The following is a 17,191-nucleotide window of genomic DNA, read 5'->3' on the forward strand; positions in this document are numbered from 1 at the left end:
CGTCTTTTACCGATCTCGCTTGAAACCACCCGATCCGGGGAACTCGCGGCCGTCGGCAGCGGGCGGTACGGAGGGACACGACCATGGCAGCGTCTTCCGGTGGCGAGCCCGGCGACCGCGCGGACTCCGCGCACGAGGGGCACCACGAGCTCGTGGCCCAGCCCCACACCGAGGACGAAGGCACCGTGGCCGAGGCGGAAGCGGAGGCCGCGCAGCTGAGCACCCGGACCCAGCCGCTGGGCGAACCCGGCCGCCGCCTCGATCGCAAGTCGCCGTTCTTCATCGGCATGCTCGGGGCCGCCGGGGTCGCCGTGACCTACGTCGTCGCCCAGGTGATCGTGACCGCGCAGGACACCCTCGTGCTGATCGGGCTGGCGCTGTTCCTCGCGATCGGCCTGGAACCCGCGGTGTCGTGGCTGGTGGGCCGCCGTCTCCCGCGGTGGGCGGCGGTGCTGAGCGTGCTGCTCGGTCTGCTGGTCGTCGGCGGCGGGTTCCTCGCACTGGCGATTCCGGTGATCGTCGAACAGGCGACCGCGTTCGCGCACCAAGCGCCGCAGTACCTGCAGACGCTGAAGGACCACAGTTCCCCGCTGGGGCAGCTCAACGACCGCTTCGGCCTGCAGCAGCACCTGCAACAGCTGCTCAGCGGCGGGTCGGGAGTGCTCGACACCGCGGTGTCGGCCGGCAAGGCCGTGCTCGGGACGCTGGGGGACCTGCTGGTCGTGATCGTGCTGACGATCTACTTCCTGGCCGACCTGCCCCGCATCCGCCGGGGCCTCTACCGGCTGGTGCCCCATTCCCGCCGGCCGCGGGTGATCCTGATCGGCGACGAGATCTTCGCCAAGGTCGGCGGTTACGTGCTGGGCAACGCGCTGATCTCGCTGATCGCCGGGACGGTGACCTTCGGCTGGCTGCTGATCTTCGGCGTGCCGTACGCGCTGCTGCTGGCGATCCTGGTCGCCCTGCTCGACCTGATCCCGGTGCTGGGCACGGCCATCGCCGGCATCACCGTCTCCCTCGTCGCGCTGACGGTGTCGTGGCCGGTCGCGCTGGCCACCGTCGGGTTCTTCCTCGTCTACCGGCTGCTCGAGGACTACCTGCTGGTCCCGCGGATCATCGGGAAGGTCGTGAAGGTGCCCGCGCTGGTCACCGTGGTCGCGGTGCTGCTCGGCGGGGTGTTGCTCGGGGTGGTCGGCGCGCTCGTCGCGATCCCGATCGCCGCGGCGCTGCTGCTGATCCTGCGTGAAGTCGCCTACCCGCGCCTCGATCAGGCCTGAGCGCTCTGCGCAGGCCCCGCCGACCGGGAGCGCAGGGGTGCGGGGCACGATCGCCGAAGACGGCCGACCGGCACGACTGCCTACGACGAGGAGTGACCTGCTTGAGCACCACGACCGCACTGGGCCCGGACTTTGCCGTACCGCGCGAAGAGCGCTATTTCGAGGACTACCCGGAGGGGTCGGTCTACGAGTACGGCCACACCTCGGTCACCGAGGAGGAGATCCTGGCCTTCGCGCGGCGTTTCGACCCGCAGGCCATCCACCTCGATCCCGAAGCGGCCGCGCGGGGACCGTTCGGCGGGCTGATCGCCAGCGGGTGGCACACCAGCGGCCTGATGATGCGGCTGTTCGCCGACCACTACCTGCCGACCGTGGCCGGGGTGGCGTCACCGGGCTGCGACGAGCTGCGCTGGGCCGTCCCGGTCCGGCCCGGCGACCGGCTGCGCCTGCGGGCCACCACCGTGGAGGCGCGCCGGTCGCGCAGCAAGCCCGACCGGGGTCTGCTGCGGACGCGGGTCGAACTGCGCAACGACCGGGACGAGGTCCCGCTGAGCCTCACCGCGATGAACCTCATGCTGCTGCGCAACCCCTGACGACTCGGAGGAATTCTCACCAGGTGATTCCCGTCGCGTGAGCGCCACCGGATCACTTCGGCAGCGGCCTTTGTGGACGCTCATCCTGCGGCGCTGACGAGCCCGGTCCGGTAGGCCAGCACCACGGCCTGCACCCGGTCCCGCAGGTCGAGCTTGGTGAGGATCCGCGAGACGTACGTCTTCACCGTCTCCACGCTCAGCACCAGCTCGGCCGCGATCTCGGCGTTCGACAGGCCGCCGGCGATCAGCTCCAGGACCTCCAGCTCCCGGGGCGCCAGCCGGTCCAGGGGACCTCCGGCGGGAGCCACCGGCTGGATCCGGTCGGCGTAGCGGCCGATCAGCGTCCGGGTCACGGCGGGGGAGAGCAGCGACTCGCCGCGCGCGACCGTGCGCACCCCTTCGGCGAGCTCGTCCAGGGGCGCGTCCTTGAGGAGGAACCCGCTCGCGCCGGCCCGCAGCGCGTCGTAGACGTACTGGCCGACGTTGAACGTCGTGACGACGAGGACCTTCGCCGGGATCGCCGCGTCGGGACCGGCGACGCGGCGGGTCACCTCGATCCCGTCCAGCAGCGGCATCTGGATGTCCATCACCACGACGTCCGGGCGCAGCCGGCCGATCTCGGTGAGCGCGTCGCGGCCGTTCGCGGCCTGCCCCACCACCTCCATGTCCGGCTGGGCGCCGAGCACGGCCACGTACCCTGCGCGGATGAGCTGCTGGTCCTCGCAGATCAGCACCCGGATCGGGCCGTCGGTCATCGGCCGCACCGCACCGGAGTGCCGGCGACGGGGAATTGCGCGCTGACGCGGAATCCGTCCCCCGACGGGCCTGCCGTGAACCGGCCGCCGAGCGCGTCGACGCGGTCGCGCAGCCCGGCCAGCCCGCGTCCGCCGGAGCCGAGCGCGCCGGGCGTGGTCGCCGGACCCTGGGTGGTCACCTCGATTTCGAGGAGGTCCACGCCGTAGCCGACGCGCACCTTCGCGGGACGGCCGGCGGCGTACTTGGCCGCGTTGGTCAGTGCTTCCTGCACGATCCGGTACGCGGTGAGCTCGGTTTCCGGCGGCAACGCCGGGCGCTCGCCCGCTTCGACCAGCTCGACCACCCGGCCCGGCTGCTCGACGAGGCCGCGCAGCGCGTCGAGACCCGGCGTGCGCGCGCCGGTCGCTTCGAGGACGCCGAGCAGGAACCGCAGTTCGGTGAGGGCGTCGCGCCCCGAGCCGGTGATGGTGGCGAGCACTTCGGGAAAGCGCTCGGACGGGAGGTACCGGGCGGCGTCGGCCTGGACCACCATGGCCGTCACGTGGTGGGTGACGACGTCGTGCAGCTCCCGGGCGAGCCGCGCCCGCTCGTCCGCCGCCGCGGCCCGGGCGGTGAGCCGCCGCTGTTCGGCCTCCTGCCGCCGTCGTTGCCGCACCAGGGCGCCCAGCGACCAGAACAGGACCAGCACCACGTAGTAGAGGAGGTAGGTCAGCACATCCGACGGCGACCCGCGCAAGGTGACCAGGACCGCGAAGACGACGTACTCCGCCGACGCCGCCGCGGGCACCGCCCGGCGGAACCGCTCCTCGCGCGCTCCGGCCGAATAGAGCGCGAAGTACAGTGCGAGGCTGCCGATCGTGGGGGAGTACGCGAGTACTTCGTGTGCGGCGAAACAGGTCCCGATGATCGCGAGGGTCGCCGCGGGCCACCGGCTGCGCACCGCCAGCGGGACTGTCTGCCCGAGCACGAGCAGAACCGCCGCGAATCCGCCGTCGTGCCTCGGCAGGTCGCCGAACTGCGCTCCGAGCATCGCGAGTCCCGGCACGAACGCGGCGGCCGTGACGGCCGCGGCGAGTGCCCGGTCCCGGACGTCCGGGGTGACACTCGCCCAGCGGTTCCGGAGACGTCCCAGCGTCGGCATGGCGGGGAGCCTAGCGAGGCCGGGCTCTTGCTGTTCGCCCCGGCGGGAAAAGGTGATCGCCCGCGGGAGCTCGACCGTGCGCGAGGGCACGAATCGTGGCCTGGCAGGCATTTCGGTGCCGAATCCGCTGCGCGCGTGCGGCCGGACGGACCTCGAGTGGATCGAGCACCGAAGGCGCGGGCGGCCGGTGAAGGGAGGCCGCCCGCGCCGGGTGGGTCACTGCCGCGTGACGTCGGTGCAGTCGAGGTCCTTGTCCGGCAACCGGCCGGTGTCGAGGAAGTCCACGGTGGCGTTGTCGGCGCAGGCCGATCCTTCGTGGTAGACGTAATGCCCGCCGTTGTCGACGCCGACCAAGGCGGCGCGGCTGCCCAGGGCGCGGCGCAGTCCGACGCCGGAGTCCCACGGGGTGGCGTGGTCGCGGCGGTTCTGCAGGATCAAGGTGTTGCGGGCGCCGGTGCCGGTCACGGTGACCGGCTTCTCGACCGGTTGCGGCCAGAACGCGCACGGCCAGATGTTCGCCGGCATGCCCGCGGTCAGGGGCCAGGTCTTGCGGTCGGCGGCGCTGCGCTTGGCGTAGATCTCGACGTCGTGGGACCACTCGGCGTCACCGCAGGTGAGGGCCAGGAACATGGTCGCCTGGTTGTCCGCGGGAACGCCCGGGGTGGGCGGACTGTGGGCGAACACCTGCTGGAGCACCTTGCCGTCGGCCTCGGTGAGGTGACCGTCGGCCAGGTCCGCGGCGGCCTTCCAGACCTGAGCGAGCACCGGCAGGGTGTTGTTGTGGATCAGCAGCGCGTAGGTGACGCCGCGCAGCATCGCCCCGCTCAACGACTGCGGCGTACCCGGCACCGGCGCCGGCGTGCGGTCGAGCCGCTCGGCGAGCGCGAGGTAGGTCCGGGTGACCTCTTCGGGAGTGGCACCGAGCCCGAGGGCGCCGTTCTGCCCGGCGGCCACGGCGGCGGCGTCGGGGAACCGTTCGGCCATGCCCTTCCCCCAGCTCTCCGCTTCCCCGGCCCAGACGTGGGCGGGATCGACGTTGCCCTCCAGGATCATGCGGTCGGTCCGGTCCGGGTACAGCGAGCTGTAGACGGACCCGAGGTAGGTGCCGTAGGACTGGCCCCAGTACGAGATCTTGGTTTCGCCGAGGGCTTCGCGGACGCGGTCGAGGTCGCGAGCGGTGTTGGCGGTGGTGAAGTAGCGCAGGTTCTCCCCGGCCTTGGCGGCGCACTTGCCGGCCGTGGCGCGGGCGGCCTGGACGTTCGCGTCGATCGAGCCGTCGGCGGCGGGGTAGGGGAAGAGAGCGGCGACGCCGGGGTTCTCGAGGCCGCAGCTCTGCGGGGTGCTGGTCCCGACCCCGCGCGGGTCGAAGCCGATCAGGTCGTAGCCGTCCAGGACGGTCTTCGGCAGCGTCGGTGCCATCGCGCTGGGCGTGTCGAGACCCGGCAGTGCCGGGCCACCCGGGTTCAGCAGCAGGACACCGTGGCGCTTCGCCGGGTCGGTGGCGCCCAGCCGGGAGATCGCGACCTCGATCGACGTGCCGTCCGGATGGCCGTAGTCGAGGGGGACCTTCACCTTCGCGCAGGTGAGCCGGGGATCCCGGGGCGCGCCCGGTGCCGCCGCCGGGCACGGTCCCCAGGTGAGGGCCGCGGCCGCCGGGTGGTCTTCGTCGTCCGCGCTGTCACAGGCGGCCACGCCCAGGACGGTCAGTGTGGTGACCGCCAGGGCCGCGGCGAACCGATGGCCCCGTAGCCCGGGCCCACTTGTCTTGCTCATGGGGTGCTCGCCCTCCGATGTTCGGCGTCGGCGGGCCTTTCCGGTCCGCCGCCCGCGTTGACGGCGCCGAAGTTATCGGGACTGAGGCCGGGAAAACGTCACCCCAGGGCGAGCAGGTCCGGTAGCTCGCAGGGGGGACAACGCTCGTGCGGAGCGGACAGCGCGGGACCGCCGGTGTCCGATGTGGACCGACGGGGGAATGTGGTCGCGAACGCCGGGTGACCGCTCAAACGCGGCAAGTCACCATGCGGTCGACGTGAGAAGTGTTGCCCTCACTGACGACGTGCGTCGTCGAGGCGGCGGGCCTCGGCAGCCTGCTCGAACGGGGTGTCGCCGGCCGGGTGGCGGTCGCCGAGCTCGGCGAACAGCGCGGCCACCTTCACCGAGTCGTGGTGGGTGGCGAACTCGGCCAGCGCGGGGTCGGTGGCGGCCAGCACCTGCCGGAACCGGAGCTCGGCGAGCGGGCCGAGCCGGTCGTAGATCTGCAGGAACACCTTCTGGGCCCGGTCGCGCGCCCAGTCGGCGGGCAGCAGCTCGGCGGGCAGGTCGGGGTCGGTCTCCGGGAACCGGCGCCAGTCCACGCGCAGCTCGGTGCGGGTGCGCAGCGCCTGCGCCGGGCTGATCAGACCGGCCGCCAAGCCGGTGAGCACTTGTTCGTAGCGCTCGACGAACCCGTCGTACTCGCGGGCGAGGGGTTCGAGGTCGAAGGCCGCGACCGGACTGCCGGTCTCGCCCGGCACCTCGGTGGCGCGGAACACCGTCGCGCTGCGGAGGTCGAGTTCGCGCAGTGCGGTGAGCGCGGGGCCGGTCAGGTCGTGCGGGCTGACCCACACCCCGTCGTAGAGCGCGGCGAAGCGCAGGACCCGCAGCCGCGAACGCAGCGCCGTGCGCAGCCCGCGGTCCTGTTCGGGCACGGAGAAGGTGACCACGGTCCACTGCCCGTCCCAGCCGGGCGCGCTCGTGCCGAAGGTCAGCATCCGGTGGGTGCGCTCGATGATCACTTCGGACGTGCGGGCGGGAATGCCGTAGGCCGTCGTCCGCCCGCTTCGCGACACGGTCAGCAGACCGCGCGCGGCGAGGCGGCGGATCGCGGCCCGCGCGCTGGCGGGACTGATGTCGAACTCGCCGAGCAGCTGAACCAGCGCGGCCGAGGGGATGTGCTCGTCGCGCCAGTACCAGAAGTCGCCGAGCAAGGACGTCAGCAGCAGCTGGGGTTCGGCTCCCTGCTGTGCTCGGGGCAGCGGGCCCGTCGTCATCGCGCGCCTGCCTCTTCCGGGGGTCGGCTCAGCGGTCGGCCGGACGTGCCCACCGCGGGTGTCCATGGTGGCAGTGCCGTCCACGCCGTCGCATCGAGGGGTTGAATCACGCGACACATCATGCGACGATCGGCGCCAAGATAGCAACCAATCGACCCTCCCGGTTCCCGCGCCGCCCGCTCCGGACGGCCTTCCGCAGGAAGAAAACGACATGGGTTCCTCACTTCGTCAATGGCGTCGAAGCACGCTCACCGCGGTCGCCGCGGGACTCGCGCTGGCCGGGTGCACGGTCGACGACGGCGCGGCCTCCGCGCCCACCGCCGCCGCCCTCTCGGCTGTCACCGCGCTGCACGACCAGCTGCCCCAGGCGGTCAAGGACTCGGGCGTCCTCCGGTTCGCCGGGGACTCGCACCCGCCGTACCGCACCGTCGGCCCGGACGGCAAGACCGTCACCGGCATCGACCACGACTTCCAGCAGGCGCTCGGCCAGCTCTTGGGCGTGCGCACGGAAACCACCATCGTCAGCGGTCTGCCGGCCGCGCTGCAGGGCATGCTCAGCGGCCGCTACGAGGCGTTCAACGGACCCGTCAAGGCCACCGCCGAACGCGAGAAGCAGTTCGACACCGTCACGTGGATGACCACCCGCACCTCCTACGTGGTCCCCACCGGCTCCTCCGCCGGCATCAAGCAGGCCGCCGACCTGTGCGGCAAGCGCGTCGCGGTGGTCACCGCCAGTGTCGTGGAGGACCAGCTCGCCAAGCTGTCCACCTTTTGTGAACGCGCACAGCGGCCGGCCGTGCAGGTCGTCGGGCTCGACGACACCAACGCCACCCTGCTGGCCGCCAAGTCCGGCCGCGCCGAAGCCGCCGGGATGACCCAGGCTGCGGCGATCGACGTGACCACCCAGCAGAAGGGGCAGTACGAGTACGTGACGCAGACGGAAGAGCAGGGCGCCACGAAGGACAACCTGGCGCTGTACACGCCGAAGTCCGGCAAGCTCGGCCCGGTCCTGCAAAAGGCGTTCGAGGAGCTGTTCCGCAACGGCACCTACACCCGGATCATGCACCAGTGGGGTCTCCAGGACGTCACGGTCCCGCAGCCGCTGTTCGACGTGGCCTCGGCGAAATGACCGCGATGTCCACTGTGGAGGAGACGGCGACGGCCCGCGACGACGTCGGCGAAGCCCGCGGCCGGTTCCGGCCGCTGCGCTGGCTGTTCGTGCTCGTGCTGGCGGTGCTGGCCGCGCAGCTGGTCGTCTTCCTCGTCGGCAACCCCCGCTTCCAGTGGGACGTCGTGGCGAAGTACCTCTTCGAGAAGAGCGTCATGGCGGGCCTGGGCACCACGGTGCTGCTCGCGGTCGCGGCGATGGTCCTCGGTTCGCTCGCCGGCGGGCTGGTCGCGGCCATGCAGCTGAGCGGGTTCGGCCCCGCCCGCTGGGTGGCGACGCTGTGGGTGGGGCTCTTCCGCGGCATCCCGCCGCTGGTGCAGCTGATCTTCTGGTTCAACCTCGCCTACTTGCTGCCGAAGCTGTCGCTCGGCATCCCGTTCGGCCCGGTCTTCGGCAGCTGGGACGCCAACACCGTCATCACGCCGCTGACCGCCGCGGTGATCGGCCTGTCGCTCGTGGAGTCGGCGTACCTGGCGGAGATCTTCCGCGCCGGGGTGTCGTCGGTCGACCCCGGCCAGCGCGACGCGGCCCGCGCGATGGGCTACCGGCCGGGCCAGACGCTGCTGAGGATCGTGCTGCCCCAGGCGATGCGGGTGATCATCCCGCCCGCGGGCAGCCAGTTCATCAACGTGCTCAAGGGCACCGCGCTCGTGTCGGTCATCGCGATGTCGGACCTGCTGCACTCGGTGCAGGTCATCTACAACCGCACCTACGAGATCGTGCCGATGCTGCTGGTCGCGTGCTTCTGGTACCTGGTTGTCGTCACCGTCCTGACGGCCGGGCAACGCCGGCTGGAACGCCGGTTCTCCCGCGGCCACCGGAGTGCCCGATGAGCGCGCCGGTGCTGCGGATCGACGACGTCCGCAAGGAGTTCGGAACGGTGACCGCGTTGGCGGGGGTCAGCCTCGACGTGCACGAGGGCGAAGCGGTCGTGGTGATCGGGCCGTCGGGATCGGGCAAGTCGACGCTCGTCCGCTGCGCCCACCAGCTCGAGCCCATCGACGGCGGCGCGATGTACCTCGACGGCGAGCTGCTGGGCCACCGGCGCTCGCCGGGCGGCCTGCGCCCCTTGACCGAGCGGCGGATCGCCGGCCAGCGGCGCCGGATGAGCATGGTCTTCCAGCAGTTCAACCTGTTCCCGCAGTTCACCGTGCTGCGCAACGTGACCGACGCGGCGATCCGCGTGCACGGCCGCGATCGGTCCACTGTGGAGCGGGAAGCACGCGAGCTGCTCGAGCGCATCGGCCTGGCCGGTCGCGAGGACCACTACCCGCGGCAGCTCTCGGGCGGGCAGCAGCAGCGGGTCGCCATCGCCCGGGCGGTGCTGGTCCGGCCGCGGATCATGCTGTTCGACGAGCCCACCAGCGCGCTCGACCCGGAGCTGGTCGACGAAGTCCTGGCCGTGCTGCGGGACCTCGCCGCGGCGGGGACCACGATGGTGGTGGTCACCCACGAAATGGCGTTCGCGCGCGAAGTGGCCGACCGGTGCGTGTTCATGGAAGCGGGCCGGATCGTCGAGGAGGGCCCGCCGGCCGAGCTGTTCACCCGGCCCCGGACCGACCGGCTGCGCGCCTTCCTGTCCCGTCATCTGTCCGAAAAGGAGGGTGTTTCGTGATCACTGTCGGCGCCGTCGGCGACCTCATCCTGGACGAGCCCGACCCGGAGTTCTTCCTCGCCCCGGCCGCGCCGGTGCTGAAGGGGATGGACCTGGCGATCGGCCACGTCGAGGTCCCGCACTCGACCACGGCGGTGCAGCACAGCACCGACGTCCCCGCGCCGCCCGCGGACCCCGCGGCGCTGAAAGCGGTCGCCGAAGCCGGGTTCGACGTCGTCACGCTGGCGGGCAACCACGTCCTCGACGCCGGCGACGGCGGACTGGACGACACGATCGCCTACTCCCGCGCGGCGGGGATGGCGACCGCCGGGGCCGGCCCGGACCTCGCGCAGGCACGGCGCCCGGCGATCGTCGAGCGGGGTGGCCTGCGGGTCGGCGTGCTGTCGTACAACTGCGTCGGCCCCCGCGAGTCCTGGGCCGCCTCGCGCAAGCCCGGGTGCGCGTACGTCCACGTCCTCACCCACTACGAGCTGGACCACGCGAGCCCGGGTGGGCCGCCCAAGATCTACACCTTCGCCGACCCGGACAGCCTGGAAGCGATGGCCGACGACGTGCGCCGGCTGCGCGCCGAGGTCGACGTCGTGCTCGTGTCGCTGCACAAGGGCGTCGGCCACACCCCGGTCGTCGTCGCGATGTACGAGGGCCCGGTCGCCCGCGCGGCGATCGACGCCGGCGCCGACGCCGTGTTCTCCCACCACCCGCACATCATGCGCGGCATCGAAGTCCACCGAGGACGGCCGATCTTCCACGGGCTCGGCAACTTCGCCACCGTCACCCACGCCCTGACGCCGGGGGCGGGCGTCGGCGCGGACGAGCTGCGCGCGTGGGCCGAGCGGCGGACGAAGCTGTACGGCTTCGCGCCCGATCCGGACATGCCGTTCTTCCCGTTCCACCCCGAAAGCCGCAACACCGCCATCGCTTTCTGCCGCTTCGACGAGACCGGGCTGCGCGAAGCCGGCTTCGTGCCCTGCTGGGTCGACGACCAGGGGCGTCCGGTGCCGGTCGGCGGCACACCGGAGGGCGAGTCCGTGACGAAGTACGTCGAGCACATCACCCGCGAAGCGAACCTCAACGCCCGGTTCACCACCCGCGGCACCGAAGTGCTCGTCGACCTTTCCGAGGGAGCCACCCCATGACCGACCAGCCACTGGCCGGCCGCACCGTCGTCGACCTGACCACCGCGCTCGCCGGGCCGTACGCGACGCTGTTGCTCGCCGGGCTCGGGGCCACCGTGATCAAGGTCGAGAACCCGGCCACGGGCGGCGATTCTTCCCGCAACAACGCCCCTTACGTCGGCCGCGACGGCCTGAACCTCGCCCGACGGCACGAGGACGACCTGTCGGTGTCGATGCTCCTGCGTGGCCGCAACAAGCTCAGCGTCACGCTCGACCTGAAGAACCCGCGGTCGCGAGCGGTGTTCACCGATCTGATCCGCGACGCCGACGTGCTGGTCGAGAACTACAGCCCGGGCGTCACCGACCGGCTCGGCATCTCCTACGACCACGTCAAGGAGATCAACCCCCGGCTCGTCTACACCTCGATCAGCGGGTTCGGCGCCCAGGGCGGCCCGGGATCGGGCAAGGCGATGGACTCGATCATCCAGGCGCTGAGCGGCGTGATGATGACCGCCGGCGAACCGGACGAGGGCCCGGTCCGCTTCGGGTTGCCGATCGGTGATCTGCTGGCGCCGCTGTTCGCCGTGGTCGGCACGGTGTCCGCGCTGCTGCAGGCCGAGCACACCGGTGAGGGCCAGCACGTCGACGTGTCCATGCTCGGCGCGCTGACCTCGCTGGTCGCTTGCGAGCCCTTCGACGCCTTCGAGGCGGTCGGCCTGCCCCAGCGCACCGGGTCGATGGTGCCGCGGCTGGCGCCGTTCGGGATCCTGCCCGCCCTCGACGGTCACCTCGCCCTCTGCGCGCCGACCGACGCGTTCGCCCACGGCGTGCTCCGGGCGATCGGCCGGCCGGACCTGGCCGACGACGACCGCTACCGCACGCGCGATCAGCGGGTCCGGGCCGCCGACAAGCTGCACGAACTCATCCGCGAGTGGTGCCGGGAGCGGCCCTTGGCCGAGATCCTCGCCGCGTTCACCGCCGAAGGCGTGCCCGCGGCCGAGGTCCGCGAGCCACGCGACGCGGTCCGGGATCCGCTGGTCCTGGCGCGCGAGGAGGTCGTGCCGTTGCGGCACCCGCGGCACGGAGCCGTCGCCGACCTGGCCGGGACCGGCGTGCCGATCCGGTTCTCCGCCGCCCGCGTGTCGCTGGACCGGCCCGCGCCCGCGCTCGGCGAGCACAACGAGCACGTCTACCGCGAGCTGCTCGGCTACACCGAAGAGCAGTTGGCGGAACTGGCGGCGGAGGCCGTGATTTGAGCGCCCCGGCCGAGCTGCCCGCAGTGGGGTACGTCGGCGCCGACGTCCCGGTCGAACTGATCACCGCGGCGGGGCTGCTGCCGCTGCGGCTGGCCGGGAAGCCGGGCGGGGACCGCACGCTGGGCGACCGCTACCTCGGCCGTGGCGTGGACCCGGTCGCCCGGTCGATCCTGACGCGGATCCTCACCGCGGACTACGGGCCGCTGGAAGCCATCGTGGTCTCCCGCGACTGCGAGGCCTCGCTGCGCCTGTTCTACGCCTTGCGGGAGCTGCACCGGGTCGAGCCGGAGCTGCGGCTGCCGCCGGTGCACCTGGTGGACATCCTGCACCTGCCGCACCACACGACCACGCGGTACGTCCACGCGAAGGTCGCGCAGCTGCGCGAGTGGCTGGGCCGGTGGCGGCCCATCGGCGACGACGACCTCGCCGCGGCCATCACGGCCCACGACACCCTGCGGCGGTCGCTCGCCCGGGTCGCCGCCCTGCGCCGGGCGAACCGGGTGAGCGGCACCCGGTTCCTCGCGCTCGTCGCCGCAACCACCGCCCTGCCGGTCGCGGAAGCCACCGCGCTCGTCGACCGCGTGCTCGCTGCCGACTCCCCGGAGATCGACGGGGTGCGACTGTTCCTCACCGGGAGTTCCCACGACGACCCGACGGTGTACGAGACGGTGGAGCGCAACGGTTTCCTGATCATGGGGGAGGATCACGACTGGGGCGAGCTGCTCTTCGCGCGCACGTGCGCGGCGCCGACGGAACTCGCGCTCGCCGAGCGCTACCAGTACAACGGCCCGTCCGCGCCGCGCGCCTCGATCCGGCAGCGCGCCGCGCACACCGCCGCGGCGGCTCGAGCGTGCGACGCGGAAGTCCTGCTGTCCTACGCACGCATCCACGACGACGCGCCGCCGTGGGACTTCCCCGACCAGCGAGCCGCGACGGGGCTGCGCGCCGTTCTGGCCGAACGGCAGCCGTACGGCGAGCTGACCGAGGATGCTCTCGCGGCGTTGCTCCCCGCGGGAGCGGCGGCATGACCGGCCGGCTCGCGTCGGCGACCACCGCGACCGCCTACCAGCGCGAGTGGTTCGCCCGGATGCGCGACGACGTGACCGCCGGCGCGCCGCTGGCGCTGGTCAACGCGGACGCGCCCCAGGAGATCTTCCGCGCGATGGACATCCCGTACGTGGTCAACCAGTGGTGGGCCTCGATCGTCGCGGCGAAACGCCAGACCCAGCGCTACCTCGGCCTGCTCCGCGAGCGTGGCTACCCCGACTACGTCGAGCAGTACAGCGCCACCTCGCTCGCCTCGGCGTTCGAGGACGATCCCGGCCAGGCGCCGTGGGGCGGTCTGCCGAAGCCGTCGATCGTGCTCGGCGAGACGACCGGCGACGCCTCCCGCAAGATCTTCGACGTCTGGGACGCCCAGCCCGGCGTCACCTACTACCCGCTGGAGAGCGCGGCGGAGGACTCCGTGCCCGAACGGTGGTGGGAGCTCATGCCGCACCGCTGGGAGGAGGCCATCGGCAGCGACCGCCTGGACCTGCTGACCGGCGAGCTGACCGGGCTCATCCGGTTCCTGGAACAGACCACCGGCCGGGTGTTCTCCGAGACGCGGTTCCGGGAGGTCCTGGACCTGGTCAACGAGCAGCAGGAGTGGAACCGCCGCACCCGCGACCTGATCGCCGCCGCGCGACCGTGCCCGATCGCCGTCACCGACGGCATCCCGAGCGTCATGGTGCCGCAGTGGCACCGGGGCACCGAGTGGGCCCGCGACGCCGCTCGCGCGTTCCACGACGAGGTGCGCGACCGGATCGACGCCGGGGTCGCGGTGTGCCCGGACGAGGGGCTGCGGCTGATGTGGGTCGGCCGCGGGCTGTGGTTCGACCTCGAGTTCTACCAGCGGTTCCAGCGTTCGCACGGCGCGGTGTTCGTGTGGTCGATGTACCTCGCCATCGCCGCGGACGGCTACCTGCGCTACGGGGACGATCCGCTGCGCGCCCTCGCCGCCCGCTTCGCCGCCTTCAGCGACCAGCTCTACACGCCGCCGTGGTCGGCGGAGTGGTACGTCAAGGAAGCGCGGCACCACGGCGTCGACGGGGTGGTGCACCTCGTCTCCGACGACGCTCGTGGCAGCTACTTCACGACCCGCGCCCTGCGTGCCGCGGGCATTCCGGTGCTGGAACTGCACGCCGACAACGTCGACGCCCGCACGGGCGACGGTCTGGACGCGCGGATGAGCGCGTGGCTCGACGAACTGACGCGACCGTCCGGAAAGGACTCTTGATGGGAAACGCCTTCCTCAGAACGGCTCTCGTCGCCGCGGTGACGGCCCTGGTCGCCGGAGTGCCCGCGACCGCCGAGGCCGCGGAGCCCGGGCAGGCGTGCCCGGCCCCGGTCACGGACGCGAGGTGCGCCGGCGGGCAGCTGACCGACGGGACGCCCTACACCTTCGCCAAGCCCACCCGGTGGAACGGTTCCGTGCTGGTGGACCTCGACTTCGCCGCGGGCGGCCTGGCGAGCCCGCTCACCGCGAGCCTCCTGCGGCGCGGCTACGCGGTGGGCGGCACCACGCGCACGATCAGCAGCTGGAACATCGCGCGGGCCATCGACAACCAGGCGGCCGCGCTCGGCCGCTTCGAAGCCGCGTTCGGCCGGCCCCGGTACGCGATCGCCGAAGGCCGCTCCATGGGCGGGATGGTCGCCGCCGGGGTGGCGCAGGTGTACCCCGGCCGGTTCGACGCGGCCATCCCGATGTGCGGCGGTCTCGGTGGTTCGGTGGGCCAGTGGAACCAGAAGCTCGACACCGTCTTCACGCTGAAGTCGCTGCTGTTCCGCGACTCGGCCCTCCCGGTGACCGGCATCCCCGCCGACGTCCCCGGAACCCAGCAGCACTGGATTTCGGCGGTGCAGTCGGCCCAGGCGACCGCCGCGGGCAAGGCGCGCATCGCGCTCGCGGCGGCGATCGGCCAGCTGCCGGGCTGGGGCGTGGCCGCCGACGGCACGGCGACCCCGGTGCCGGACGGCCGCGACGTCGACGGCGTCGAGCAGGGGATGTTCCTGGCCCTCGCGGGCGGCCCGCTGCCGTACCTCGGGCAGGCGGCCGGCAGCCGGCGGACGATCGAGCAGCTGGCGGGCGGAAATCCGTCCTGGAACACGGGAGTGGACTACGCGCGCCAGCTCACGACCGCGGCGCCGAGCCAGCAGAACGCCGTGCGGCGGCTGTACCAGCGCGCGGGGCTCGACCTGCGCGCGGACCTCGCCCGGCTCGCCGCCGAACCCCGCGTGTCCGCCGAGCCCGCCGCCGTCCGCTACCTGGAGCGGGGCATCGTGTTCACCGGCGACCTGCGGATCCCGGTGCTCACGGTCAACGGCACCGGTGACCAGATCTCGACCGTCGCCCAGCAGCAGTCCTACGACGCTCTGGTCCGCCGGGCGGGCAACGCGGCGCTGCTCCGGCAGACGTACGTGCGGACCGCCGGGCACTGCACCTACACCACCGGCGAACAGCAGGCGGCGATCGACCGGATGCTGACGCGGCTGCGGACCGGGCACTGGCCGGACACCTCGCCCCGGACCATGAACGCGCTGTCGGCCGCCGCGGACGGCACGCCGGGACGGTACTCGAGCTACACGCCGCCTCAGTTCAACCGGCGATACCCCGCCGGCCACTGAGGGCGGCTGCCGCCGGGCTGCCCCGCGCGTTCCCAGAGCACGTCTGGGCAGTCCAGGCCTTCGGCGGAGAGCCGCCGTTTGACGACCTTGAACGTCGAGGTCCGCGGCAGCTCCCGGATCGTGCGCACGTACTGGGGCACCTGCTTGGGCCCGAGATCGGGCTGCTCGGCGAGGAATCGGCCGAACTCGGCGGGGTCCAGGGGGGTGCCGCCGGTGACGATGGCGGCCATCACCTGGTCCCCGGTCACCGGGTCGGGCACCGCGTAGACGGCGGCGTCGGTGATCGCGGGGTGCCGCAGCAGGATGCGCTCGATCGGTGCCGTGCCGAGGTTCTCCCCGTCGACGCGGAGCCAGTCGCCGAGCCGCCCGGCGAAGTAGCAGAATCCGGCGGCGTCGGCGTAGGCGAGGTCACCGGTGTGGAACCGGCCGTCGCGGAGCCGTTCCGCGTCGGCTTCGGGGTCGCGGTAGTACCCGGCGAACCAGCCGGCGCCGGCGGTGTTGACCAGTTCGCCGACGGCTTCCTCGGCGTTGGCCAGCCGGCCGTCGGGATCGAACTCGGCCGGGGGGCACGGACGGCCGGTGTGCGGGTGCAAGATGGCCACGTCGTCGGCCGGCCTGCCGAGTGAGCCGGGCGGCGTGTCGTCGGTGCGGGCGAACCCCACGCCGCCCTCGGTGGAGCCGAACGCGTCGACGACCTTGCAGCCGAAGCGTTTCTCGAACGCGGTCAGGTCGGCGCTCGCCCCTTCGTTGCCGTAGACGAGGCGCAGGGGATTGTCCGCGTCGTCCGGCCGTGGGGGAGTGGCGACCACGTAGGACAGTGGCTTGCCCACGTAGTTGGCGTAGGTCGCGCCGAACTTCCGCACGTCGGGCAGGAAGCCGGAAGCGGAAAACCGGCGCCGCAGGGCGATGCCCGCGCCGGCCGCGAGCCCGACGGCCCAGCCCGCCATGACGGCGTTGGAATGGAACATCGGCATCGTGACGTAGACCGTGTCCGCTGTGGACAGTCCGAAGCGCTGGGCGAGCATGGCACCGGGAAACGCGATCTTGCCGTGGGTGCAGCGCACCGCCTTCGGGTCGCCGCTGGTGCCGGAGGTGAAGATCAGCATGAGCAGGTCGTCCGCCGACGCCGGGACGGGATCGATCGGCGCGCTCGCCGCCGGCCACGACTCCAGTTCCCGCACGCCGATCCCGCCGAGGTCCAAGCCCTCCAGCAAGGGCTGGTACTTCCGCTCGGCGAGCACGAACTGGCAGTCGGCGAGCCGGATGTCGCGCGCGAGGGCGTCACCGCGGCGGGTGGGGTTGAGCCCGACGAGGACCGCCCCGGCGAACGCGCAGGCGCCCAAGAGGACGGAGAACGCCGGTACGTTGTCGGCCAGGATGCCGACGTGGGGCGGTTCGTCCCAGTTCACCGTCGCGCGGAGGTGCGCCGCGCCGCGCGCCGAAGCCCGGACGTGCTCGGCCCAGGAATACGTCTCGTCCTCGAACCGCAGGCCCGGACGCTCGTCCTCGGCGCGGGCCAGCAGCAGCTCGGTCACCGTCGGGACGCTCATCCGCACCTCCCGGCACCGGCGGCAG

15 protein-coding genes are annotated in these 17,191 nt (G+C 72.4%); 10 read left to right on the forward strand and 5 right to left on the reverse strand.

Annotated elements, in window-relative coordinates; all coding sequences use genetic code 11:
• The first annotated feature begins 83 nt into the window (after window positions 1–83).
• Together AB0M59_RS03095 and AB0M59_RS03100 are read left to right on the forward strand one after the other, a co-directional pair.
• Entirely contained in the window at window positions 84–1,277 is a 1,194-nt protein-coding gene (locus AB0M59_RS03095; RefSeq protein WP_364607628.1) for an AI-2E family transporter, read from the forward strand.
• 101 nt (window positions 1,278–1,378) lie between these two features.
• Window positions 1,379–1,870: a MaoC family dehydratase gene (locus tag AB0M59_RS03100; protein WP_364607631.1), complete on the forward strand. Its 492-nt coding sequence runs from the start codon at window positions 1,379–1,381 to the stop codon at window positions 1,868–1,870.
• Window positions 1,871–1,950: 80 nt separating this feature from the next.
• On the opposite strand, the gene AB0M59_RS03105 is transcribed toward AB0M59_RS03100, so the two are convergent.
• The 4 genes from AB0M59_RS03105 to AB0M59_RS03120 form a co-directional block, all read right to left on the reverse strand.
• Complete coding sequence (locus tag AB0M59_RS03105; RefSeq protein WP_364607634.1) at window positions 1,951–2,625, reverse strand: response regulator transcription factor; 675 nt, start codon at window positions 2,623–2,625, stop codon at window positions 1,951–1,953.
• The gene (locus AB0M59_RS03110) at window positions 2,622–3,767 is read right to left on the reverse strand and encodes a histidine kinase (protein WP_364607637.1); all 1,146 of its coding nucleotides are present in this window, start codon (window positions 3,765–3,767) and stop codon (window positions 2,622–2,624) included. The genes AB0M59_RS03105 and AB0M59_RS03110 overlap by 4 nt, the downstream gene beginning before the upstream one ends.
• Window positions 3,768–3,983: 216 nt before the next feature.
• Window positions 3,984–5,540, reverse strand: a complete 1,557-nt coding sequence (locus tag AB0M59_RS03115; RefSeq protein ID WP_364607640.1) for an alpha/beta hydrolase — start codon at window positions 5,538–5,540, stop codon at window positions 3,984–3,986.
• A 272-nt stretch (window positions 5,541–5,812) separates the two neighbouring features.
• The gene (locus AB0M59_RS03120; protein WP_364607643.1) at window positions 5,813–6,796 is read right to left on the reverse strand and encodes a PaaX family transcriptional regulator C-terminal domain-containing protein; all 984 of its coding nucleotides are present in this window, start codon (window positions 6,794–6,796) and stop codon (window positions 5,813–5,815) included.
• A 211-nt stretch (window positions 6,797–7,007) separates the two neighbouring features.
• Here AB0M59_RS03120 and AB0M59_RS03125 point away from each other — a divergent pair, with 211 nt between their 5' ends.
• Genes AB0M59_RS03125 through AB0M59_RS03160 form a run of 8 tightly spaced genes read left to right on the forward strand, consistent with a single transcriptional unit; the run spans window position 7,008 to window position 15,616 of the window.
• On the forward strand, window positions 7,008–7,925 hold the full coding sequence (locus AB0M59_RS03125) for a transporter substrate-binding domain-containing protein (RefSeq protein WP_364607646.1): 918 nt from the start codon (window positions 7,008–7,010) through the stop codon (window positions 7,923–7,925).
• Window positions 7,922–8,797 (forward strand): amino acid ABC transporter permease, encoded by an 876-nt coding sequence (locus tag AB0M59_RS03130; RefSeq protein ID WP_364607649.1) that lies wholly within the window; start codon window positions 7,922–7,924, stop codon window positions 8,795–8,797. The genes AB0M59_RS03125 and AB0M59_RS03130 overlap by 4 nt, the downstream gene beginning before the upstream one ends.
• Window positions 8,794–9,579, forward strand: coding sequence for an amino acid ABC transporter ATP-binding protein (locus AB0M59_RS03135; protein ID WP_364607651.1), 786 nt, complete (start codon window positions 8,794–8,796; stop codon window positions 9,577–9,579). Before AB0M59_RS03130 ends, AB0M59_RS03135 begins: the two co-directional genes overlap by 4 nt.
• Window positions 9,576–10,715: a CapA family protein gene (locus AB0M59_RS03140; protein ID WP_364607654.1), complete on the forward strand. Its 1,140-nt coding sequence runs from the start codon at window positions 9,576–9,578 to the stop codon at window positions 10,713–10,715. Before AB0M59_RS03135 ends, AB0M59_RS03140 begins: the two co-directional genes overlap by 4 nt.
• A complete protein-coding gene (locus tag AB0M59_RS03145; RefSeq protein WP_364607657.1) occupies window positions 10,712–11,950 on the forward strand; it encodes a CoA transferase in 1,239 nt (412 codons plus the stop codon). Before AB0M59_RS03140 ends, AB0M59_RS03145 begins: the two co-directional genes overlap by 4 nt.
• On the forward strand, window positions 11,947–12,978 hold the full coding sequence (locus AB0M59_RS03150; RefSeq protein WP_364607660.1) for a 2-hydroxyacyl-CoA dehydratase family protein: 1,032 nt from the start codon (window positions 11,947–11,949) through the stop codon (window positions 12,976–12,978). The genes AB0M59_RS03145 and AB0M59_RS03150 overlap by 4 nt, the downstream gene beginning before the upstream one ends.
• Window positions 12,975–14,228, forward strand: a complete 1,254-nt coding sequence (locus tag AB0M59_RS03155) for a 2-hydroxyacyl-CoA dehydratase family protein (RefSeq protein ID WP_364607662.1) — start codon at window positions 12,975–12,977, stop codon at window positions 14,226–14,228. The genes AB0M59_RS03150 and AB0M59_RS03155 overlap by 4 nt, the downstream gene beginning before the upstream one ends.
• Entirely contained in the window at window positions 14,228–15,616 is a 1,389-nt protein-coding gene (locus AB0M59_RS03160) for a DUF6351 family protein (RefSeq protein WP_364607665.1), read from the forward strand. The genes AB0M59_RS03155 and AB0M59_RS03160 overlap by 1 nt, the downstream gene beginning before the upstream one ends.
• Here AB0M59_RS03160 and AB0M59_RS03165 read toward each other — a convergent pair.
• A complete protein-coding gene (locus tag AB0M59_RS03165) occupies window positions 15,583–17,166 on the reverse strand; it encodes a long-chain-fatty-acid--CoA ligase (RefSeq protein WP_364607668.1) in 1,584 nt (527 codons plus the stop codon). The genes AB0M59_RS03160 and AB0M59_RS03165 overlap by 34 nt on opposite strands.
• Between the last annotated feature and the right edge of the window lie 25 nt (window positions 17,167–17,191).

This window comes from Amycolatopsis sp. NPDC051371 (genome assembly GCF_040682155.1).
GTDB lineage: Bacteria > Actinomycetota > Actinomycetes > Mycobacteriales > Pseudonocardiaceae > Amycolatopsis.

Coding starts and splice junctions, on each gene's coding strand:
- AB0M59_RS03120 (WP_364607643.1), bottom strand. CDS start 6,796: ATGACGACGGGCCCGCTGCCCCGAGCACAGCAGGGAGCCGAACCCCAG.
- AB0M59_RS03155 (WP_364607662.1), top strand. CDS start 12,975: ATGACCGGCCGGCTCGCGTCGGCGACCACCGCGACCGCCTACCAGCGC.
- AB0M59_RS03105 (WP_364607634.1), bottom strand. CDS start 2,625: ATGACCGACGGCCCGATCCGGGTGCTGATCTGCGAGGACCAGCAGCTC.
- AB0M59_RS03115 (WP_364607640.1), bottom strand. CDS start 5,540: ATGAGCAAGACAAGTGGGCCCGGGCTACGGGGCCATCGGTTCGCCGCG.
- AB0M59_RS03110 (WP_364607637.1), bottom strand. CDS start 3,767: ATGCCGACGCTGGGACGTCTCCGGAACCGCTGGGCGAGTGTCACCCCG.
- AB0M59_RS03165 (WP_364607668.1), bottom strand. CDS start 17,166: ATGAGCGTCCCGACGGTGACCGAGCTGCTGCTGGCCCGCGCCGAGGAC.
- AB0M59_RS03095 (WP_364607628.1), top strand. CDS start 84: ATGGCAGCGTCTTCCGGTGGCGAGCCCGGCGACCGCGCGGACTCCGCG.
- AB0M59_RS03130 (WP_364607649.1), top strand. CDS start 7,922: ATGACCGCGATGTCCACTGTGGAGGAGACGGCGACGGCCCGCGACGAC.
- AB0M59_RS03135 (WP_364607651.1), top strand. CDS start 8,794: ATGAGCGCGCCGGTGCTGCGGATCGACGACGTCCGCAAGGAGTTCGGA.
- AB0M59_RS03145 (WP_364607657.1), top strand. CDS start 10,712: ATGACCGACCAGCCACTGGCCGGCCGCACCGTCGTCGACCTGACCACC.
- AB0M59_RS03160 (WP_364607665.1), top strand. CDS start 14,228: ATGGGAAACGCCTTCCTCAGAACGGCTCTCGTCGCCGCGGTGACGGCC.
- AB0M59_RS03125 (WP_364607646.1), top strand. CDS start 7,008: ATGGGTTCCTCACTTCGTCAATGGCGTCGAAGCACGCTCACCGCGGTC.